Here is a 20,691-nt window from a genome sequence, read left to right on the forward strand (position 1 = left end):
CAACTCACTTTTTCATGCGTCATCTCATTTTATTTCTATTTCTTTTCTCCTACTTTCCTGGATTTTCTCAAAGCGATGATTTACAGATTTTTAATCTAAAGACGGAACTGACTAATAATGCCAACGCCATAGTTCGTTTGGATGAAATGATGGTAGACATCGTTTCTAAAAAGGAAATGGTGTTGAAACGCAAGAAAATAGTTACGGTCCTTAATGAGGCAGGTAACAAGCATGCCGTGGCCTTTGTAGGATATGACAATGGCAAAAAGGTAAGGAATATTCAAGCCAAAGTTTACAATGCCCTAGGTAATGAACTGGAAAAAATTAAGGAAAAGGATTTTAAGGATGTAAGTGCGGTTGATGGAGGAACGCTATATACGGATTACCGATATATGTATTACCCTTATACGCCTGTGAGCTATCCATATACCATAGAATTGGAATATGAAATAAGCACCAAGAATACAGGAGAACTACCAGCTGCTTGGATTTTTCTAGATGATTTTTTAGTTAGTACGGAGGAAAGTAGCATACATATCAATTTTGCTAGTCCTGAACTGAAGCCTGAGATTAAGGAACTTCGGCTGGAGAATTTGGATATTGAAAAGGTGGTTACAGCTAACAGCATTCAATATTTGGCCAAAAATATACCCGCGATTAAAAGCGAAAGTCTATGCCCATCATTTTCAGAGTTAGCGCCACTAGTGCGATTAAGGCCGGTTAATTTTTACTACGAAGGTTTTGATGCTTCCATACAATCTTGGAATGATTTGGGAATATGGATGTCTTCCAATTTATTAAAAGGGAGGGACGAACTATCGCCAGTAACCATTGGGGAAGTTCAAAATTTGGTTAAAGATGTAGATGGTACGCTCGAAAAGGCTCAATTAGTATATGAATACGTACAGCAAAATACGCGATATATAAGTGTTCAAGTGGGTATTGGCGGGATGCAGCCCATAAGTGCCATAGATGTAGATCGCGTAAAATATGGGGATTGTAAGGGTTTGAGCAACTATACCATGGCTCTGCTTAAAACAGTAGGGGTAGAGGCTTATTATGCGCATGTTGAAGCAGGCAATGAGCAAGTGGATTTTGAGGATGATTTTCCTGATTTGGCCCAAGGAAATCATGTGATCTTGGCTATTCCACATGAGGGGAGCTATTATTGGATTGATTGTACGTCTCAAATCCATCCCTTTGGCTTTATAGGTGATTTTACGGACAATCGTAAGGCTTTTATAATTAAGCCCAATGGCGGTGAAATTGTACGTACCACCTCTTATCTAAACGAACAAAATCAGCAGCTTACAAAAGGTGACTATACGCTACAGCTTGATGGAAGTATGAATGGAAAGGTGTCCATTGTTACCAAAGGAATTCAGTATGATTCCCATTTCAATCTAACGGATAAAACGGAGGAGCACATAAAAAAACATTACAAGAACTTTTGGAATAATATCAACAACCTTCATATCAATTCCTATGAGTTCAAGAATGATAAGAAGGAAGTTGTTTTTAGGGAAGATGTTGCTATAAGTGCCACCAATTACGCATCTAAAAGTGGAGATCGTTTATTGTTTGCCGCTAATGCATTCAATAAAAATAAATATGTCCCTGGTAGGTACCGGAACAGAAAATTGCCCTTTGAAATACAAAGGGGATTTTATGACGAGGATCAAACGTCAATCACAATTCCGCAAGGTTATAGTGTTGAGTCCGTTCCGGAGACAATGACATTGGAAACTACCTTCGGAACTTATTTTCTCCAAATAAAGGAAGAAAACGGACAAATTGTCCTTGAACGAAGATTGTTGGTAAAGGCCGGAGAATACAGTGCAACGGAATATGGGGCGTTTCGTGATTTTATGAAAAATGTTTCAAAACATGACAACTCTAAAGTTGTTTTAAAACCTATCCTATGATAATTGAAAGAATGCTCTTAGTAGTAACACTTCTCGCTTGTTTTCAAACTCGGGCACAAGAGGTAGAATTTGGTAATGTAAGCAAGGAAGAGTTAATGGAAACATCCTACGCCCAGGATTCAGATGCCAGTGCCGCGGTTACTTTTAGAAAGCAGGAAACTTATCTGTTGTCTAGTAATGGAATTTTACGATTGATTACAGAGGTGCACGAGCGTATTAAAATTTATAACAAGGATGGTTTTGAGTATGCCACGGAGAAGGTCAATCTCTTTAAGGCAGGTTCTGATAAGGAAGAGGTTAGAAAAATAAAGGCCAGCACCTATAATTTAGAAGATGATAAGGTGGTGGAATATTCTTTGGAAAAGGATCAGATATTCGATACCGCAATGAGTTTTAATTATGATCAGGTAAAGTTTACCATGCCCCATGTAAAAGAGGGCTCCGTTATAGAGTTTACTTATTCCATCAGTTCTCCTTTTGTTTGGAATATTGATGAGTTCAGATTTCAAAGAGATATACCTGTAAAACATTTGATGGCGGAATTAAGGACGCCCAAAGGTTTTAACTTCCGGCAGACGCAGAAAGGATTTTTAATCCTAAATTCAAAGAAAACGACGAAGCAGGACCATCGTTTGGGAATGGAAGTTGTCATAACCAGCTATGACCTTAAAAACATCCCGGCCATGAAGGCCGAAAATTATGTGGATAATATAGATAATTATAGGTCAGGAGCCATGTTTGAATTGGTTTCCATAGATATTCCTGGAACTCCCTACAGAAGCTACGCCCAAACGTGGCAAGATGTTGCTAAAACTATTGGAAGTTCTAGTGATTACAAGAATGATTTGGACAAGACCAGGTCATTCAAAGAAGAATTGAAAACTGTTTTAGGAGGAAAAACGGACCAACTGCAAATTGCTAAAGACCTTTTTAAATATGTAAAAGATCAAACGGAATGGAACGGGTTGGATGGAAAGTCTTTTCAAAATGGAATTAAAAAGACGCTAAAAGAGAAAAAAGGAAATGCAGCGGACATTAATTTGTTGTTGGTGGCCATGATGAGAGATGCCGGCATACGGGCCAATCCGGTCATTTTAAGTACCAAGGATAACAGCATGCCTTTCTTTCCTACCGTAGACCGGCTAAACTTTGTTATTGCCCACGCCTTTATTGATGGTAAGGACTACTATATGGATGCAACGGAGGAATTCAGCGATATCAATCTTTTACCCGTAAGGGATTACAATTGGGGCGGGCTTCTAGTAGATAACCATAACAAGGTATGGAAGCACATTACCGCTATTAAGCCAAGAAAAGCCAATAATATTTATGCTTTGGATATTTCTTTGGATTCTGAGGGATATGCAGAAGGTAACTTTAAATCTAGATTAAGTGATCATTCGGCATACAGATTTAGGGAGAATTTTAAGAACAGGGATTTGGATGAATACCTAAACGAAATGGAACAAAGGTACTTGGGGATAGAAATTTCCGATTACGAAGCGGGAAATACGGATACCTATGAAGGAATGGTTACTGAAAAGTTTGTGTACGAAACGGAAAACGGTGCAGATGTGATAGGAGATAAGTTGTATGTACACCCCTTGGCTTTTTTACGTATGGATGAAAATCCTTTTAAACTGGAAAAACGGGAATACCCTATAGACTTTGGTTTTCCATTTAGAGACAGATATATGGTAAATATTAAATTGCCTCAAGGCTATGTTGTGGAATCTATGCCGGAAAATGTTTTGGTACATCTTCCCAATGAACTGGGTAGTTATAAGTACGTGGTCAAAAAAAATGCGGCAGGCATACAATTATCGGTTACCTTTGATTTGAATAGTGCCATAATTTCGGCTACTAATTATTCGGAATTAAAGGAATATTACAATCAAATAATCATTAAGGGATCGGAGCAAGTTGTTCTGGCCAGAGCAAGCAATGAGCATAACCAAAGCACAGCAGGAAGTAGATAATTGGATAAAAAATCACGGGGTTCGCTATTTTAATGAGTTGACCAATATGGCTCAACTTACTGAAGAAGTGGGGGAGGTGGCCCGTATCATTGCCCGCAGGTATGGTGAACAAAGTGAGAAGGAATCGGATAAGAAAAAGGATTTAGGGGAAGAGTTGGCAGATGTGCTTTTTGTGACCCTTTGTTTGGCAAATCAGACCGGAGTGGATTTACAGGATGCTTTTGACCGTAAATTGGAGCTTAAGACCAAGCGTGATCATGACCGTCATCATAACAACGAAAAGCTGAAATAGTCGTATATTTGCGGCTGAAATTTACCAAATGAACATTCTCTGGTTTTGAACGTAAAACGGAATAATATGTCCGTTAAAGTTTCAGGACTTTTACAGAGGACAACCGACTAAAGACAGCACCCTTTTGAAACTACAGTTAACCGCTCCGCCAAATACCCTTTTAAACGAAAATATCAAAATAACAGGCTCGAAAAGCGAGACCAATCGTTCCCTATTGCTGCAAGCTTTGTTTCCCAATGTGAAGATTGAGAACATTTCCAATTCAGATGATGCAGAGGTCATGCAAAAGGGTTTGAAAATAACTGATGGAGTGGTAGACATTCACCATGCCGGTACGGCCATGCGGTTTTTAACCAGCTATTTTGCCAGTCAAGAAGGGAAAAATGTGACTTTGACGGGTTCCCAACGTATGACCGAAAGACCGGTCAAGGTGTTGGTAGACGCCCTTAAAGATTTGGGTGCCAATATTACCTATGAAAATAATGATGGCTATCCGCCCATTCACATTAAGGGTAAAAAACTAACTGTAAATAAAGTAAGTCTTCCGGCAAATATCAGTAGCCAATATATTTCTAGCTTGTTGCTAACGGCACCAAGTTTGGAACATGGTCTGGAATTGGAATTGGTAGGAAAAATTACTTCCGTTCCTTATATAAAAATGACCTTGGCCCTGCTTTCGCAGATAGGGGTCCAGAATTCCTTTGAAGGGCAAATTATTAAGGTGGCTCCAAAAAAAGTCGTAGATGACATCACCTTAATAGTGGAGTCTGATTGGAGTTCCGCGTCTTACTTTTATAGCATCATTGCCCTGGCGGATGTAGGTTCAAGTATTACCCTTTCGGCCTATAAAAGAGATAGTCTGCAAGGAGATAGTGTGCTCTCCAAAATCTATACACAATTGGGAGTGGAAACGGTTTTTGGTAACAATACCGTAGAATTAAAGAAAATAAAGGAAGCTGAAATAGATTCCCTGAACGTTGATTTGGCCGATGCTCCGGATATTGCCCAAACAATTTCCGTGACCTGTTTTGGATTGGGAATCGGCTGTCACTTAACCGGTTTGCATACGCTTAAAATCAAGGAAACCGATCGGTTGGAAGCATTGAATACAGAGCTCTCTAAATTGGGAGCACCCATTTCAGTAACCGATAGAGACTTGACACTCTTGCCTGGCGAAAATATAAACAGCGGAGTATCTATTGATACGTATAACGATCACCGTATGGCGATGGCCTTTGCTCCACTTGCCCTTAAAACGGATTTGTTTATCAACGATGCGGAAGTGGTCTCAAAGTCATATCCTGATTTTTGGAAGGATTTAAAACAGCTTCAAATTGGCGTAGAGGAAGTTAACTAGGTTAACCTGTTCCTAGCATTTTAGAGTCCTAAAGCTCTTTTCCTGATAATAAAATTGATTTCTTCCATTTTTGTTAGTTGTGTGCAATTTCCGCAGTTTTTCAAGAGGGATGGTTATCTTCGTTTTTGATGGTAATTCTTATTGGTAATTTTGTTCAATAGAGGGAAGCAATTGAATTAAAAGTGATTTTTGTTCGCTTCCGCTAATGCAAAATTAAAAGCATCTTAAAATTTTATGTATATGTTCACCTCTGTAACAAAAGGCAAGTTTCTAATTCTGGCTATAGCCGTTTTCCTTATTCATAATATACTTTGCTCACAGGCGTCACCTAACTTTACAGTAGGAAAGAATACCAAGGTAATCAGTAACCAAGAGGGGTATTCCGGCTTTATCTCTCGATTTTTGATGGAGGACCTAAATCGGGTTTTTGAAAATTCTGATAATTCGCAAACTATAAATCATATCGTTTTGAGAGTTGCCGGTGAAACTTCCAATCTTTCCATACGTTCCCAACTAAAAAAAATTGATAGTGGTCTAGAAGGAAAATGGGAGGTTTTTAATTATAAAACCCTAAAAATAAAAGGAGCTGACTATTTGGTAATAACCGGGTCTGATAATCGTGGACTGGCATATGGTGTTTTCAATTTGTCCCAGAAAATTGGAGTAAGTCCTTGGCATTTTTGGGCAGATGTGCCGGCCAAAAAACGTACTGAGCCCTTAGCTGTAAGTGATACTTTGAGCCAAAGCCCTTCTGTGAAATACAGGGGTGTTTTTTTAAATGATGAAGATTGGGGGCTACAGCCTTGGGCAGCTAAGACTTTTGAAACGGATATAAAGGATATTGGACCTAAGACCTACGCTAAGATTTTTGAACTCCTATTGCGTCTAAAGGCTAATTTAATCTGGCCAGCAATGCACCCCAGTACCAAGGCATTTTACCATTATCCACAGAATAAGGAAATGGCTCAAAAATACAACGTAATTATAGGTACTTCACATGCAGAACCCCTAATGCGTAATAATGTGGATGAATGGGATAGTGAAACTATGGGTGCTTTTAATTTTACCACTAACAAGGATAGAATTTTAAATTATTGGTCAGAACGCATAGATGAAGTAAAGTCTTTTGAGAACCTTTATACCCTAGGTATGAGGGGAAAGCATGACAGTGGAATGGAAGGGGTAAAATCCGATGCTGAGGCTGTTGAACTTACTAAAAGAATTTTAGAGCAACAACGTCAAATGTTGGTCAATGTTTTAGGGAGGCCCATTGTGGAAATTCCTCAGGTTCTAACACTATATAAAGAAGTTTTGGACCTCTATAAAAAGGGTCTAAAAGTACCGGAAGATATTACGCTCATTTGGCCAGATGACAATTACGGCTATATCAAAAGTCTTCATACGAATTTAGAGCAAGAACGCCCTGGAGGTTCCGGTGTTTATTATCACGCCTCTTATTGGGGAAGACCCCACGACTATCTTTGGATAGGTTCAACGAACCCTTCTCTCATGCATTTTGAAATGAAAAAAGCATACGAAATGGGAGTGGATCAAGTTTGGGTAGTAAATGTAGGGGATATTAAGCCCATAGAATACCCCACACAGCTATTTTTGGATATGGCATATAATATGAAACCCTTTTTGACAAATGATGCTGTTTCAAGCCATTTGGAGAATTGGACAGATGTGAACCTTGGAGACAAGGATTTGGCAAAAATACTTTGGAAAAACTATGAGCTTGCATTTAAAAGGAAACCGGAATTTATGGGGTGGAGCCAAACGGAACCTACAAGGCCAACGCACCCAACCACTTTAACTCTGGATGAAATTGACCGGAGATTGGTCAGTTTTCAAACTCTTGAGCAACAGGTAGAGGATAAATGGCCTAGAGACAAGGATATGAATTCTGCGTATTTTCAGTTGGTTGCATATCCTGTCTTGGCGGCAAGTAAAATGAATCAAAAGTTTCTCTATCTCGATAAGTACTATACCGAAGCACCCGAAAAGCGCTCCGATGAAAATGAATACTTTCAAAAAGCATTGAATGCCTATCAAGAGATAGTTCAATTGACCCAACAGTACAATCAAGAAATTTCCGGTGGTAAATGGAATCACATGATGAGTATGGAACCTAGGGGATTACCGGTATTTAGCAGTCCTATGGACTTGAAAAATGTTGAACAAAAGACCAATCTAACTGCTATCCAGCCTTTTCTAACCATAGCCGCAGGTAATTTTCAAAGAATAGAAAAAACGGCAGAGGCCTATTGGGAACGAATAAAAAAGCCTAGTTTTTCAGGTAATGCCTTAGTTTCTAAGCCTTTTAAAACAACAGCGTCTATAACAGATAATAATTTTTCGGTAGTGGAATATGATTTTGAGGTTACTGAAAATGCATCGTATGAACTTCAACTTCAAGCATTGCCCCTACATCCACTAAATTTAAAGTCAGGACAAAAGGTAAAAGTTCAAATTGATAATGGTGAATTTCAGATTGTCGATTTTCAAACTTTTGGTAGAAGTGAAGAATGGAAGCAAAATGTATTGTCAAATAAGACAATCAAAAAATTGCAACCCGTAGCATTGGATAAAGGCCATCACACTATAAAACTTCAAATGATCGATGCCGGAGTGTTGATTGATTATCTTTTTCTTTATAAGAAATAGATTTTTCCATTGTACAGTGAATGGCGAGGCGTAAAAATGCCTTGCGTGTTAAAGACAGTGGTTAGAAAAAATTATCATTTTTCATAAGTTTAAATGGGAAATTATGAAGTAAGTAGCTTAATGTCAGTGGATAACATCCTCTTTGTCTTACCTTCAATCACCGGAGTTGTTTTTATCCTTTCGGGTAGCATTCTTTACAAATACCCTCCTAAAAAAATCAACTGGTGGTATGGTTACCGAACCTCAACTTCCATAAAAAGTAAGGAGCGTTGGGACTTTGCTCAGAAGTATTCGGGAAAGTTGATGATGAAATTAGGGATGTTTTTAATAATTGTTGGACCTTTAGGGTTGTTTTTCAACTACCATGAAATTGCTGCCTTGGGAATAAGTATGGCTCTTGTCATTCTAGTGGTCATTCTTCTAATTGTGCAGACGGAAACGGCCATTAAGAAACGGTTTCCAAAAAAAGAAAGTGAATAGTTTTTTGGTAGATGAATAATTTTAAAGATGAAAGAACACGGGTATCAAGTGAAAATAGAGTGGACGGGCAATGAAGGACAGGGAACTCTAAATTATCGCTCCTACAATAGAAACCATGAAATAATTGCCGAAGGAAAATATGATGTCATCAATGGTTCATCGGACCCTTCTTTTATGGGAGATCCAACCAGATATAATCCAGAAGAACTTTTTCTATCTTCACTTTCGGCCTGCCACATGTTATGGTATCTGCACTTATGTTCTGTCAATAAAATAGTGGTTACGCAATATTTGGACCATGCAACTGGCGTAATGGAAGAGGAGGAAAATGGAAGCGGTAGATTTACCAAAGTAACCCTGCATCCCCATGTTAAAATTTCCGATGCAAATAGGATTCTAAGAGCGAAAGAACTACACCATGAAGCCAATAAGATGTGTTTTATAGCCAATTCATGCAATTTTCAAATTGCTCACGAGCCTGTTATTGAGTCAGAAACTTGACTTTTAGATTAGATAAAAGTAATTGTCTTTTTTCATGCAATTTGAAGACTAGTAGGGATAGCATAAACGCGTAAGTCTAGGTTTTAACTATCTTAGTGAAAATTCGCCTATTTAGATAGTGCCACAGAGGCGAAGGTAAAGAGCTAAAATTAGCCAATGACATTAGAAGAAAGAATAGCGAAAGCGGAAACAAGGGTTTTTAAGGCCGTATTTCCGAATACCACAAATCATTATCATACCATGTTCGGGGGCACCGCCATGCAAATGATGGACGAGATTGCATTTATTACGGCAACCCGCTTTACGAGACAAACCGTTGTTACGGTTAGCAGTGAAAAGATTGATTTTGAAAAACCCATTCCAGCCGGAACCATTGTGGAACTCATAGGGAAAGTAATCCATTTAGGGAATAAAAGTCTAAAAGTAAGTGTTGAGATTTTTATTGAACAGATGTATTCTGAAAATCGGGAGAAAGCCATTTATGGAGAATTTACTTTGGTGGCTATTGATGAAAACAAGAAACCGGTAAGTATTAGAAAATAAGGCTCAGTCGGTTTTATGTCTCTTAAAATTGCTAAACCATATTGGATTAAACCTTTTTGAAATGGATAAGAATAAGACCAAATGGATACTAAGAACAGTTTTATTCCTAGGTACGGCCATCTCCCTGTTCTTTGTGCCTTGGTTGTTGGTAAAAGCTTGGATCCTACCGTTGCCAGATACGGTACAAGAGCAATTGGATGAAGCCGTTTCCCATGGCTTTGATGGGATGGTGGTCTATGTTGACCAAGCAGGTAAATCCGCTCAGTATTATGCATCTGGTTGGCATAATAGGGAGAAGAAGATTCCGGCCAAACCGCACGCGCTTTTTAAGATTGCTAGCATTAGCAAACTTTATGATGCAGTCGCAGTGACCAAATTGGTCAGTGAAGGAAGGCTATCGTTGGATAAAACCCTTGCTGATTATTTGCCTGAACTTACAGGAAGAATTGAGTATGCCGATAAAATTACCTTGCGGTTGCTGATACAGCACCGAAGTGGGATTCCCAATTTTACCGATGCTCCAAATTTTTGGGCTACACCCGTGGGCTATCAGGAAAGTTTGGAACTAATTCTGGACCAACCTGCCAATTTTGAACCGGGTAAAGACTACGAATACTGTAATACCAATTATTTATTGCTCAATAAGATTATGGACAATGATTTGGGATATCCCAATTTTCAATTTATTCAGAAGGAGGTTTTAAAACCAATGAAATTGGAAAACACTTTTGGTTCTCTCAGCGAAGTTGATTTAGGGAAGGTGATGAGCGGCTACCATGTTGGGTACCCAGATGATTTAAAAACGGACGATTACGGAATGCTCGCCACAGCGGAAGATGTAGGTATGTTTCTCAGAGCCTTAAATGATGGTTCATTGTTTGCACCAGGCGAGCAAGAAATTTATTCTTCCATTTACGAATATGAACACTCGGGTTGGGTGCCCGGATATCAAAGTTTTGCCGAGTATCATGAAGATATAGATGCGGTAGTGGTCGCTTTTTATAGCACCACGGACCCCAAACTGTACAATTGGAACCTTTCAGAAATTATAAATAGCAGGATTGTAAAAATTTTGGGAAAGGAGTGAAGTACTTCCTTTCTGTAGAAAATGTATGTTAAATATATACCGGCGGATTTGAAACTGCCTTTGGTGAAATTGAAGTTGTATCGATATTTAGACCCTAGTATCGATGCGGTAGTATATGTTAATTTGTCCATTAAATAATTTGCATCTCAATTTGAAACATCTCTGTATCCTATTATCTGTTCTGCTCTTTTTAGCTTCCTGCCATGAATCAAAGCTATCACCGACTGAAAAGGTCACCCAATATTACAAAGGCTTTGATCAAGGAGATTTTTCCAAAATTCGAGAGGTAATGTTCGATACACTTACCATCGTTTCTGGAGATTTTGTAACACCCTATTCGCGTGAAAATTTTTACGAGTTTTTTAAATGGGATTCCGTTTTTCAGTCCACCTATGAAATTCAGGATTTAATACAGGAAAATGAGAAGATTTTGGTCACCATCCGATCAGAATCCCAAGTACAACTTTTTGGAAAACAATCCCCTTACCACAAAATTTGCCTTAAATTTTACCAATGGTAAAATCTCGAAAATTGAAGATTTAGGTAGTGAGACGGCCAATTGGGAATTATGGCAATCAAAACGGGATTCTTTGGTCAATTATATCAAAAGATACCACCCAGAACTTGATGGTTTTATAAATGACATGAGTATGAAAGGCGCACAAAACTACTTAAGCGCTATAGCGCGTTACCAGAACCAAAACCGTTCCAACTAGATTACTTTCGTACAAGTAGTTTTTCCTGAATTGAAATAAACCTCAATATAATCAGTCATTTACTTGACAACCCCTATTTTCAGATTGTATATTTGCAGCCGCAAAACTTTTAACACAAATCTTGATCCATAAATTCACTTCCTAAAAATCCGCACCTTCAAGGTAGATTTTTAGGCTTCTTTATTTTTGGGTCATCACATTAATAACCAGATATGAAATTATCCAACTTCAATTTTGAGCTTCCTGACAATTTGTTGGCCGAGTATCCTGCAGAAAACAGGGATGAGTCCAAATTAATGGTCATCCACCGTGAAACAGGTAAAATTGAGCATAAAATGTTCAAGGACTTGATCGATTATTTTGATGAGGGAGACGTAATGGTTTTGAACAATACCAAGGTATTTCCAGCACGTTTATATGGTAATAAGGAAAAAACAGGTGCCCGTATTGAAGTTTTTCTTTTAAGGGAATTGAATGAGGAGCAGCGCCTTTGGGACGTATTGGTAGATCCTGCACGTAAGATCAGAATTGGAAACAAATTGTATTTTGGTGATGATGAGACGCTAGTGGCAGAGGTAATAGACAATACCACGTCTAGAGGTAGGACCCTCCGTTTTTTATATGACGGTTCCTATCTTGATTTTAGAAGAAAATTGCGTGATTTGGGGCAGACTCCCCTTCCTAAATACATCAAAAGAGATGTAGAGCCGGAAGATGAGGAGCGTTACCAGACCATTTATGCCAAGTACGAAGGTGCTGTAGCCGCGCCAACTGCCGGACTCCACTTTTCCAAGCACCTTTTAAAGCGTTTGGAAATAAAAGGATTGAACTTTGCCGAAGTTACCTTACATGTTGGTTTAGGAACTTTTAACCCAGTGGAGGTGGAAGATTTGAGCAAGCACAAAATGGATAGCGAGGAGTTGGTAATTGATGATAAAGCCGTACAGACGGTAAATAAAGCCAAAGCAGAGAAAAGAAAGGTATGCGCGGTAGGAACCACCGTAATGAGAGGTTTAGAGAGCGCTGTATCTTCAGAACAAACCTTAAATACGTTTGAAGGTTGGACCAACAAGTTTATTTTTCCTCCCTATGACTTTAGTATCGCCAACTGTATGATTACCAATTTCCACTTGCCTAAATCTACCTTGTTAATGATGGTTTCGGCATTTATTGGGCATGACCTTATGAAAAAGGCATATAAAGAGGCTATTTTGGAACAATACAAATTTTATTCTTACGGGGATGCCATGTTGATCCTCTAGAAAATAAGAATTAGGTTATCCGCAAGGAAAGCCCAAAAATCCCTTCTTTAGAAAATTGATATTTAGAGAAGGGATTTTTATATATTACAATCTGTGGAAACAAAGAAGAAGGACATAAGGGCATTGACCAAGGAACAACTAAGGGAGTTTTTTGTGTCCCAAGGTGATAAGGCCTTTAGGGGTAACCAAGTGTATGAGTGGTTATGGCAAAAGTCTGCGCATTCTTTTGAGGGTATGACCAATATTTCCAAGACTACCCGCGAAATGTTGGAGAATAACTTTGTGATCAACCATATTAAGGTAGATCAGATGCAGCGCAGCAATGACGGGACCATTAAAAATGCTGTTCGTTTGCATGATGATTTGGTGGTGGAATCGGTTTTAATTCCTACAGAAACCCGTACCACGGCCTGTGTTTCCAGTCAGGTTGGCTGTAGTTTGGATTGTCGCTTTTGTGCCACGGCTAGGCTAAAAAGGATGAGAAACCTCAATCCGGACGAGATTTACGATCAGGTAGTGGCCATTGATAATGAAAGCAGGTTGTATTTTGATCGGCCCTTGAGCAACATAGTCTTTATGGGTATGGGCGAGCCCCTTATGAATTACAATAATGTGCTAAAGGCCATTGATATGATCACTTCTTCGGAAGGGTTGGGAATGTCCCCAAGAAGAATTACGGTTTCTACCTCGGGCGTGCCCAAAATGATTAAAAAAATGGCGGACGATGAGGTAAAATTTAAATTAGCAGTTTCCTTACATTCCGCTATTGATGCAACCAGGACCTCTATTATGCCGTTTAATGCTACATTCCCTTTAAGCGATTTAAGGAAGGCCTTGGAATATTGGTACGATAAGACCAAGAGCCGTATTACCTATGAGTATGTGGTGTGGAAAGGTATCAATGATACCCAAAAAGATGCTGATGCTTTGGTGGATTTCTGCCGTTTTGCCCCTAGCAAGGTTAATCTTATTGAATACAATCCCATTGCTGATGGAGAATTTCAGCAAGCGAACGACAAAGCGTTGAACCTTTATATAAACACTTTGGAACGTCATGGAATTACCGTAACTGTAAGGCGTTCAAGGGGTAAGGATATTGATGCTGCCTGCGGACAGTTGGCAAATAAACAGTAAGGGTTTCCTATTTTCTATATTCTATTTTATTGGCCGAAGCCTTCCGGTAAATAGAGGACAGTTGCGAGTTATTTTCGCTAAATTTACCGCTCCCAATTAGAAGGGGGTTTAAACCGAACTGCTTGAAAGTCGTTGCGCAAATAAAAGAGCCTGTCAACCGTGAAATGGAACTATTTGAAACCAAGTTCCGTGAGGCTATGTCTTCTAAAGTGGCGCTCTTAAACAGGATTACCTATTACATCGTAAATAGGAAAGGGAAGCAAATGCGGCCTATGTTCGTTTTTTTGACCGCCAAACTGTTAAGCAATGGAGAGGTCAATGAACGTACGTATCGCGGGGCTTCCGTAATTGAACTGATTCATACGGCCACTCTAGTACATGATGATGTAGTTGACGAGAGTAGTAAACGCAGGGGTTTTTTTTCCATCAACGCACTTTGGAAAAACAAGATTGCCGTATTAGTAGGAGATTATCTGCTTTCAAAGGGGCTCTTGCTATCAATAGATAACGAGGATTTTGATTTGTTGAAGATTATTTCCGTCGCCGTCAGGGAAATGAGCGAAGGGGAATTGCTTCAGATTGAAAAAGCCCGAAGATTGGATATCACGGAAGAGGTCTATTATGACATCATCCGCCAAAAAACGGCTACCCTTATAGCCGCATGCTGTAGCTTGGGAGCTTGTTCGGTAAAACCGGACTCGCTAGAAGTAGAGGTTTTTAGAGAGTTTGGAGAGCTTTGCGGAATGGCATTTCAGATCAAGGACGATCTCTTTGACTACGGAGAGGCAAAAATTGGCAAACCTACCGGTATTGATATCAAGGAGCAAAAAATGACCCTTCCGTTAATTTATACCTTAAATAACTGCTCCAAAGAAAAAAAACGATGGCTCATCAATTCCGTAAAAAATCATAATAAGGATAAAAAACGGGTTAAGGAAGTCATAGCCTTCGTAAAGGAAAGTGGGGGACTCGAATATGCCGTTTCTAAAATGTTGGAGTTTAAGGAACGCGCCCTACATATCCTAAAATCCTATCCGGAATCTCCTTATCGCAGCTCTTTGGAGTTGATGGTCAACTATGTGGTGGATCGTAAAAAGTAGACTTTTTTATAAATTTCAGTAAATTTTTACTCCTCAGGCAACCTTCTCGCAACTTCCGGCGTCTAACTTTATAGAAGCAACCAAGGAAATTTGAAAATTATACCTTTTTATACCAACGAGAAGCAACTAATTCGCAAGTCGATTTCCGGAAATCGAAAGGCGCAAAAGGCGCTTTATCAAAAGCATTCGCCTTTAATGTTGGGTATCTGTAGACGTTACGTAAAAGATATGCAGTTTGCGGAAGACGTAATGGTTAGTGGTTTTGTAAAGGTTTTTAAATTTCTGCCAGAATATAGGTTTGATGGTAGTTTTGAAGGTTGGATGCGCCGGATCATGGTAAACGAGAGTATTTCGTTCTTACGGAAAAAACAGTTCGTGGTTTTTGATGACACCATGATTACGGAATCAGCTGAAATACATCAGGAACATTCTGCCGAAGAGGTGGCGTACATTCAAAATTTAATAGATGGACTACCGGATGGTTATCGCGCTGTATTTATGCTGTACGCGGTAGAAGGGTATAAACATCAAGAAATTTCCAGTATGCTAGACATTTCCGAGAGCACATCCAAATCTCAATTGTTCAAGGCAAGAAAGTGGCTTCAAGAGCGATTAAGAAACCATAGAAAAATAGGTTATGAGCAGGAATAATTTTGATGAGGAAATAAGGAAGAAGTTTGAGGCCAGAAGACTTACACCTTCGGCTGGAGCCTGGGACAAAATTGAAGGTCAATTAGGGAGTCCGCCGGCTTATAAACCAACTTATTATAGATGGGGCGTGGCGGCAGCGTTTATTGCCTTTCTATTATTATCAGTGCTTTACGTGATTGAAAAGGACAATTCTACGCTGTCGGTAGAGGAAGTAGTTGTTAAGCCCCAACAGGAATTAAAGGAAAAGGTTGAAGTTGAAGTTGCAGATAGTGATGTGGATGAAAGGACAATTGTGAAACCTACTTTTGAACAAGTGGTGGAGACTAGTCCAAAGAAAGCAGTGAAAAAGGAGGAGGAAAAGCCTTTTGTTTTTAAAGACGAAGAAGTAATAGTGGTCGTAGAGGATGTAATGGTAAAGGAAAAGGTTAATGGGGACGATACCAACAATTTGTTGATCAACACAAAGGTAGAGGAGTTGATAGCTCAGGTGGCAATATTGGAAACAAATAAGCAAACTTTAACCGATGCCGAAGTCGATTCTTTACTGAAGGAAGCGCAAAACGAGATTCTAAATTCAAGAATTACGGAATCAAGCGGTTCTGTAGATGCCATGGCTTTATTGGCAGATGTAGAAACCGAACTGGATAAAACCTTTAGAGATCAACTTTTTGATGCCTTAAAAGATCGTTTTATCAAAGTTCGCACGGCGCTGGCAGATAGAAATCAATAAAAATTCAATTCATCAATTTTATCTCTATTTAGAAATGAATGGAGAGGAGTTTATTCATACCCTATAATTTTTAGCACTGGTCTTTGTCTAAAATAATGGGACAATCAATCAAAAAAATCATCAATCATTAAATTACAGATCATGAGAATTATTATTACTTATTTATTGACTGCTTGTTCACTTCTGTGCGGTTATTACTTAACCGCACAAGAAGATGAAACTTTAAAGGTTAAAATTGAGCAGTTGGAGCAAAAGAAGCAAGACGTTGAACAATCGGAACGTGAAGCCTTAAAAAATGAAGTAGAACGCATTAATCAACAATTGAACAATGAGGAAATTAGTTTTGAACAGGCCCAAACCCTAAAAAAAGGGGCTGCGGAGCTCAGGGCCAAAAATATTGAGAATAAGGTGGCTATCATTGAGAATCAGATAGCCTTATTAAAGAGAAACGGAAACTACAATCTCAATTCTGAGACGAGTAGTGTGGAGTTGGCCATTGGTGGGCGGGATGAAGAGGGAAACTTACTTTTTGGGGTGCAGTACAATCCCGGTGATCAGGACAAAGTGGTTTATGACCGTAGAACGTACGGTGATCCAGTGATTGCATTTGGTCTTAACAATGCCATTACAGAAGGGCAGTCAATAGAGGATTCACCCTATAAAATAGGAGGAAGTCGATTTTTTGAAATTGGGTGGGCGTGGAGAACAAGAGTATTCAAAAACAGCAATTTTTTAAGATTACATTATGGCGCTTCCTTTCAATTTAACGGCCTTAAACCTGTAGACAATCAATATTTTGTTTTAAATGATGGTAGTGCAGCACTTCAGGAGTTTGACCAAAAATTATCCAAATCTAAATTTAGGATGGATAATTTGGTGTTGCCATTTCATTTGGAATTTGGTCCTTCTAAACTGGAGCGCACCAACGAAAAAATGAGATATGACATTCACAATCAATTTAGGTTTGGAATTGGTGGTTATGCAGGAGTAAATTTGGGAACACGCCAAAAATTGAAGTATGAATTGGATGGTGAAAAGGTAAAAGATAAAATTAAAAGGGACTATAACACCTCCAATTTTGTTTACGGTCTCAGCGCATATATGGGGTTCGATAGTATTTTGTTGTACGCAAAGTATGATTTAAACCCCATATTTAAGGATGCCGTTAATAAGCAGCGAAATATTTCTGTTGGCCTACGCCTGGATTTGGATTAGATTTTGTTTCATTTCATCAGTAAACTCTTCTTCAAAGTAAACACGTTTGCAATGTGAACATTCAGCAACCATGCGAGTAGAAATTTTAAAAATTCGTATCCAAAATAAATGAAACCAATTACTAGTCTTGGAAATTGTTAGGGTTCCTAATTGTTTGCAGTGAGAACAAGTAGTATGTGGCAAAGGAAGCTGCACTGTTTTGCCAAATCTGGTTCCAAAAAATAAAATCATTTCAAAGATTTCAACGGTTATGGAATAAATTTAAGTAAATAACCGTGGATAGTAAAAGCACTTTTTAAAAGTGCTTTTTTCTGTCGCTAATGTACAGTTTATAAACCTACCGGTGTTGGCATTCTTTTTTGTAAGGCATAAATATATTGATCCAAATATTTCTGGAGATACGTAGAATGAGGGGTAAGGCTAAAATCATGACAGCAACGATAACGCAATAAGTCTCGATCAAATCCAAACCTAGAATCAAGTAACAAATGATAAAAGCTGCGGTAGCAAAAGTTAGACCTACAGGATAACTAACGTACATAGCGCCATAAAAGAAGGAGGGCTCAATCTTGTATTTGGTATTACAGACCCCGCAACGTTCCTTCATTTTGAGCGTACTTTTTAATCGGTAAGGATTTTTCTTAACATACATACTCTCATTATGGCATGCCGGACAGGTGCCAGTGAAAATGCTATACAATTTGGTGCCTTTAAGAAATGACATATATAGGAATTAATTAGAGTACGGTACGTTTGCAAATCTAAGACCCTATGTGTTGGTTTTTGTTTTAAAAATTCTCAATAAATGGTAATTTTGAGACATTTATTAGATTGCCTATGATTCCTGTTCTCCACATTGATCAGTTTGATGACCCTAAAAATCTTTCGGAGGTGTACGCTAATGATTTGTCCGCACACCTACAAAAAAATAAAGACTTGGTATATAGCGCCCACAAGCATGATTTTTATCTGGTGGTCTATTTTAGCAAAGGGGCCGGGGTACATGAAATTGATTTTGATAGTTTTCCAATATACCCTGGTAGCATATTTTTTCTTCACCCCGGGCAAACCCATTTATGGAAGTTTACCGAAGCACCCGAAGGACTACTATTTTTTCATACCAAGGAATTTTTTGAATGGGGTTTTACCCATATTAAGACAGATCAGTTCCCCTTTTATAGTTGGAATGGAAATCCTCCTTTCATGCACTTACATAGAGAGGAAAGGCCAAAGGTTCAAAGCTTGTTCATGGAAATCTATCAGGAGTATAGTAATGATAGTAGTCTAAAGGAGCAAAAACTAAGAAGTCTTGTGCATTTATTGTATATAGATTTAAGCCGATTGTATACTATTAGGGATGACCATCAATTAATAGCATCAACCACCTATTTATCAACCTTAAAAAGGTTGAATGAAAGCATACAGCGAAACTTTAAAATACATAAATCGGTATCCTTTTATGCAGACGAACTTCACATCACCGCAAAGCATTTAAACCGAATTACCGCTAGCACCTTGGGTAAAACTCCATCGGACTTGATATATGAACGTATTTTGTTGGAAGCTAAACGTCAATTGGTGCATAGCAATGCGACCTTGTCAGCAATTGCCACTGACCTAGGTTTTGAAGACAATTCTTACTTCTCCAAGGTATTTGTTCGTAGGGTAGGGGTAACACCATCGGCCTTTAGAAAATCCTATAAATGTGGATAAAAGAAAAAAAATCCCGGGTTGGATTTCCAAACCGGGATGTACAACTAACTTCTTGGTTTAATTTTATAGCAACTCAAAAGTCACTGAGATGTAGTATTCCCTGTTATTTTTTATGTTACCGTAATACAATGATTCTTGGATCTTGGAGTAATTGGTATCGCTGATCATAATGGCCTTGCCAATTTTTCTTCCCACTTTGGTTGCAATGGCATTGGCTTTTTTCTTTGCACTTTCAAAGGCTTTTTCAGCATAGGTTGCAGCTTGTTCCGGGTCTAATTCAAACTCCAAACTAGATTCTGATCTAGATACCCCAAGGCTTTTTACGCTCAAGAACTTTTTCATTTCGTCAATGGATTTAGTTCTGAATTCAACAATAGTTCCTTCTTTCTCATAACCCAGAAGATTATAGGCGAACAAATCTTCCTTTAACGTACTGGATGAAATTCCTGCTTTTTCAAGCTTATCGTAATATCCGCTTTTCACCTCGGAAATGCTAATGGTTTGAGCATCATAATATACATTATTGAGACTCACTATCATTTTGCTTATGTATTCAGGGGACATGGAATATTGGTAGGTACCATTTACGGTAATACTGTTGGTATCTGTCTGAGCTTGTAAAGTTAATAATGATATGAAAGTAAAGGCAATTGAGAGAAATAGCTTTTTCATGATTATAGTTTTAAATCGCCCGCTAGGGCCTGTATTAATTTGTTAATGGTTTAACGTTGTCCAATGAATTATCTTGTATTATAGGAACAAAAAGGAAGCTACTATCATCCATGCTCCAACCCCAATTCCGACAATACCCAATTTACCTTGTGAGGGAGCTATTTTCTCTCTTAGTTCAGCTGCCTTGGCTTTTGCCGCTTCATTTTTTGAGAGTAGTAATTTATTGATGAGGCTTGAACTTAGTAAAAAGCCCAACCCGGCAGAAATAAGGTTGCCAACCAAGAAGGTTACCCACCAAATAGGTGCGGTACTTAACCAGCCCATATTTAACAAAGCGGAAATGATACCCCATAGGCCCCAAAAGCAGAAAACAAGGCCGATCCAACCTTGATACGGTTCAATTTTTTCCAAAAGCTCGTTGGCATTCGGTTTTTTGGATAATAACAAAGAAGGTACTGCGATAATGCTCAAAAAGATAAGAGAAATTCCCCAGATCATAATTTAGAATTTTGTGCCAATTTTAGTTTGGCGGGTTATACAAGTTGTTTTTTATAATGGTACAAAGATGGGGTTGGGTCAGCCTTTTGGGTACCCTTGAGATAGCGAATTGGTACCCCCTGTATTCAGGGGGGTACCCTATTTGTTAAAAAATTATTAAACGCTAGTA

21 protein-coding genes are annotated in these 20,691 nt (G+C 38.6%); 17 read left to right on the forward strand and 4 right to left on the reverse strand.

Annotation, left to right across the window (positions count from 1 at the left end; all coding sequences use genetic code 11):
• Positions 1-14: 14 nt before the first annotated feature.
• The 16 genes from BIZ36_RS08715 (at position 15) to BIZ36_RS08790 (ending at position 17,639) form a co-directional block, all read left to right on the forward strand.
• Positions 15-1,925: a DUF3858 domain-containing protein gene (locus tag BIZ36_RS08715; protein WP_187457502.1), complete on the forward strand. Its 1,911-nt coding sequence runs from the start codon at positions 15-17 to the stop codon at positions 1,923-1,925.
• Positions 1,922-3,904, forward strand: coding sequence for a DUF3858 domain-containing protein (locus BIZ36_RS08720; protein ID WP_187457503.1), 1,983 nt, complete (start codon positions 1,922-1,924; stop codon positions 3,902-3,904). Before BIZ36_RS08715 ends, BIZ36_RS08720 begins: the two co-directional genes overlap by 4 nt.
• Positions 3,870-4,196, forward strand: coding sequence for a nucleotide pyrophosphohydrolase (locus BIZ36_RS08725; RefSeq protein ID WP_187457504.1), 327 nt, complete (start codon positions 3,870-3,872; stop codon positions 4,194-4,196). Before BIZ36_RS08720 ends, BIZ36_RS08725 begins: the two co-directional genes overlap by 35 nt.
• Positions 4,197-4,320: 124 nt before the next feature.
• Positions 4,321-5,553 (forward strand): 3-phosphoshikimate 1-carboxyvinyltransferase, encoded by a 1,233-nt coding sequence (locus tag BIZ36_RS08730; RefSeq protein WP_187457505.1) that lies wholly within the window; start codon positions 4,321-4,323, stop codon positions 5,551-5,553.
• A gap of 240 nt (positions 5,554-5,793) precedes the next feature.
• Entirely contained in the window at positions 5,794-8,220 is a 2,427-nt protein-coding gene (locus tag BIZ36_RS08735; protein WP_187457506.1) for a glycosyl hydrolase 115 family protein, read from the forward strand.
• A 93-nt stretch (positions 8,221-8,313) separates the two neighbouring features.
• The gene (locus BIZ36_RS08740; protein ID WP_187457507.1) at positions 8,314-8,700 is read left to right on the forward strand and encodes an SdpI family protein; all 387 of its coding nucleotides are present in this window, start codon (positions 8,314-8,316) and stop codon (positions 8,698-8,700) included.
• A 27-nt stretch (positions 8,701-8,727) separates the two neighbouring features.
• On the forward strand, positions 8,728-9,201 hold the full coding sequence (locus tag BIZ36_RS08745; protein WP_187457508.1) for an OsmC family protein: 474 nt from the start codon (positions 8,728-8,730) through the stop codon (positions 9,199-9,201).
• A 156-nt stretch (positions 9,202-9,357) separates the two neighbouring features.
• On the forward strand, positions 9,358-9,744 hold the full coding sequence (locus BIZ36_RS08750) for an acyl-CoA thioesterase (RefSeq protein WP_187457509.1): 387 nt from the start codon (positions 9,358-9,360) through the stop codon (positions 9,742-9,744).
• Positions 9,745-9,805: 61 nt separating this feature from the next.
• Positions 9,806-10,831 (forward strand): serine hydrolase domain-containing protein, encoded by a 1,026-nt coding sequence (locus tag BIZ36_RS08755; RefSeq protein ID WP_187457510.1) that lies wholly within the window; start codon positions 9,806-9,808, stop codon positions 10,829-10,831.
• Between the two features lie 419 nt (positions 10,832-11,250).
• Positions 11,251-11,547 carry a hypothetical protein gene (locus tag BIZ36_RS08760; RefSeq protein WP_187457511.1) on the forward strand — a complete coding sequence of 99 codons (297 nt, stop codon included), beginning with the start codon at positions 11,251-11,253 and terminating at the stop codon, positions 11,545-11,547.
• Positions 11,548-11,759: 212 nt separating this feature from the next.
• A complete protein-coding gene (gene queA / locus BIZ36_RS08765; RefSeq protein WP_187457512.1) occupies positions 11,760-12,809 on the forward strand; it encodes a tRNA preQ1(34) S-adenosylmethionine ribosyltransferase-isomerase QueA in 1,050 nt (349 codons plus the stop codon).
• Between the two features lie 93 nt (positions 12,810-12,902).
• Positions 12,903-13,943 (forward strand): dual-specificity RNA methyltransferase RlmN, encoded by a 1,041-nt coding sequence (gene rlmN, locus BIZ36_RS08770; protein WP_187457513.1) that lies wholly within the window; start codon positions 12,903-12,905, stop codon positions 13,941-13,943.
• 164 nt (positions 13,944-14,107) lie between these two features.
• Positions 14,108-15,043, forward strand: coding sequence for a polyprenyl synthetase family protein (locus BIZ36_RS08775; RefSeq protein WP_222937327.1), 936 nt, complete (start codon positions 14,108-14,110; stop codon positions 15,041-15,043).
• A 90-nt stretch (positions 15,044-15,133) separates the two neighbouring features.
• Complete coding sequence (locus tag BIZ36_RS08780) at positions 15,134-15,694, forward strand: RNA polymerase sigma factor (RefSeq protein WP_187457515.1); 561 nt, start codon at positions 15,134-15,136, stop codon at positions 15,692-15,694.
• Entirely contained in the window at positions 15,681-16,424 is a 744-nt protein-coding gene (locus BIZ36_RS08785) for a hypothetical protein (RefSeq protein ID WP_187457516.1), read from the forward strand. Before BIZ36_RS08780 ends, BIZ36_RS08785 begins: the two co-directional genes overlap by 14 nt.
• A 141-nt stretch (positions 16,425-16,565) precedes the next feature.
• Positions 16,566-17,639, forward strand: coding sequence for a porin family protein (locus BIZ36_RS08790; protein WP_187457517.1), 1,074 nt, complete (start codon positions 16,566-16,568; stop codon positions 17,637-17,639).
• Here BIZ36_RS08790 and BIZ36_RS21300 read toward each other — a convergent pair.
• Together BIZ36_RS21300 and BIZ36_RS08800 are read right to left on the reverse strand one after the other, a co-directional pair.
• Positions 17,619-17,870 carry a zinc-ribbon domain-containing protein gene (locus BIZ36_RS21300; RefSeq protein ID WP_187457518.1) on the reverse strand — a complete coding sequence of 84 codons (252 nt, stop codon included), beginning with the start codon at positions 17,868-17,870 and terminating at the stop codon, positions 17,619-17,621. The genes BIZ36_RS08790 and BIZ36_RS21300 overlap by 21 nt on opposite strands.
• Positions 17,871-17,976: 106 nt before the next feature.
• Positions 17,977-18,363, reverse strand: a complete 387-nt coding sequence (locus tag BIZ36_RS08800; RefSeq protein WP_187457519.1) for a DUF983 domain-containing protein — start codon at positions 18,361-18,363, stop codon at positions 17,977-17,979.
• 113 nt (positions 18,364-18,476) lie between these two features.
• Here BIZ36_RS08800 and BIZ36_RS08805 point away from each other — a divergent pair, with 113 nt between their 5' ends.
• Positions 18,477-19,352, forward strand: a complete 876-nt coding sequence (locus BIZ36_RS08805; RefSeq protein ID WP_187457520.1) for an AraC family transcriptional regulator — start codon at positions 18,477-18,479, stop codon at positions 19,350-19,352.
• Positions 19,353-19,415: 63 nt separating this feature from the next.
• Here BIZ36_RS08805 and BIZ36_RS08810 read toward each other — a convergent pair whose 3' ends face one another.
• Positions 19,416-20,024: an SIMPL domain-containing protein gene (locus BIZ36_RS08810; protein WP_187457521.1), complete on the reverse strand. Its 609-nt coding sequence runs from the start codon at positions 20,022-20,024 to the stop codon at positions 19,416-19,418.
• A gap of 78 nt (positions 20,025-20,102) precedes the next feature.
• Positions 20,103-20,522, reverse strand: a complete 420-nt coding sequence (locus BIZ36_RS08815; RefSeq protein ID WP_187457522.1) for a hypothetical protein — start codon at positions 20,520-20,522, stop codon at positions 20,103-20,105.
• Positions 20,523-20,691 lie beyond the last annotated feature (169 nt).

This window comes from Cytophaga sp. FL35 (genome assembly GCF_014349235.1).
Classification (GTDB): Bacteria; Bacteroidota; Bacteroidia; order Flavobacteriales; family Flavobacteriaceae; genus Euzebyella.

Excerpts from the sequence above, each read along its gene's own strand:
- BIZ36_RS08790 (WP_187457517.1), top strand. The coding sequence starts at position 16,566 with ATGAGAATTATTATTACTTATTTATTGACTGCTTGTTCACTTCTGTGC.
- BIZ36_RS08750 (WP_187457509.1), top strand. The coding sequence starts at position 9,358 with ATGACATTAGAAGAAAGAATAGCGAAAGCGGAAACAAGGGTTTTTAAG.
- BIZ36_RS08810 (WP_187457521.1), bottom strand. The coding sequence starts at position 20,024 with ATGAAAAAGCTATTTCTCTCAATTGCCTTTACTTTCATATCATTATTA.
- BIZ36_RS08805 (WP_187457520.1), top strand. The coding sequence starts at position 18,477 with ATGATTCCTGTTCTCCACATTGATCAGTTTGATGACCCTAAAAATCTT.
- BIZ36_RS08785 (WP_187457516.1), top strand. The coding sequence starts at position 15,681 with ATGAGCAGGAATAATTTTGATGAGGAAATAAGGAAGAAGTTTGAGGCC.
- queA (WP_187457512.1), top strand. The coding sequence starts at position 11,760 with ATGAAATTATCCAACTTCAATTTTGAGCTTCCTGACAATTTGTTGGCC.
- BIZ36_RS08755 (WP_187457510.1), top strand. The coding sequence starts at position 9,806 with ATGGATAAGAATAAGACCAAATGGATACTAAGAACAGTTTTATTCCTA.
- BIZ36_RS21300 (WP_187457518.1), bottom strand. The coding sequence starts at position 17,870 with ATGATTTTATTTTTTGGAACCAGATTTGGCAAAACAGTGCAGCTTCCT.
- BIZ36_RS08775 (WP_222937327.1), top strand. The coding sequence starts at position 14,108 with ATGGAACTATTTGAAACCAAGTTCCGTGAGGCTATGTCTTCTAAAGTG.
- BIZ36_RS08815 (WP_187457522.1), bottom strand. The coding sequence starts at position 20,522 with ATGATCTGGGGAATTTCTCTTATCTTTTTGAGCATTATCGCAGTACCT.
- BIZ36_RS08760 (WP_187457511.1), top strand. The coding sequence starts at position 11,251 with ATGAGAAGATTTTGGTCACCATCCGATCAGAATCCCAAGTACAACTTT.
- BIZ36_RS08725 (WP_187457504.1), top strand. The coding sequence starts at position 3,870 with ATGAGCATAACCAAAGCACAGCAGGAAGTAGATAATTGGATAAAAAAT.
- BIZ36_RS08800 (WP_187457519.1), bottom strand. The coding sequence starts at position 18,363 with ATGTCATTTCTTAAAGGCACCAAATTGTATAGCATTTTCACTGGCACC.
- BIZ36_RS08745 (WP_187457508.1), top strand. The coding sequence starts at position 8,728 with ATGAAAGAACACGGGTATCAAGTGAAAATAGAGTGGACGGGCAATGAA.
- BIZ36_RS08715 (WP_187457502.1), top strand. The coding sequence starts at position 15 with ATGCGTCATCTCATTTTATTTCTATTTCTTTTCTCCTACTTTCCTGGA.
- BIZ36_RS08740 (WP_187457507.1), top strand. The coding sequence starts at position 8,314 with ATGGGAAATTATGAAGTAAGTAGCTTAATGTCAGTGGATAACATCCTC.
- BIZ36_RS08735 (WP_187457506.1), top strand. The coding sequence starts at position 5,794 with ATGTTCACCTCTGTAACAAAAGGCAAGTTTCTAATTCTGGCTATAGCC.
- BIZ36_RS08720 (WP_187457503.1), top strand. The coding sequence starts at position 1,922 with ATGATAATTGAAAGAATGCTCTTAGTAGTAACACTTCTCGCTTGTTTT.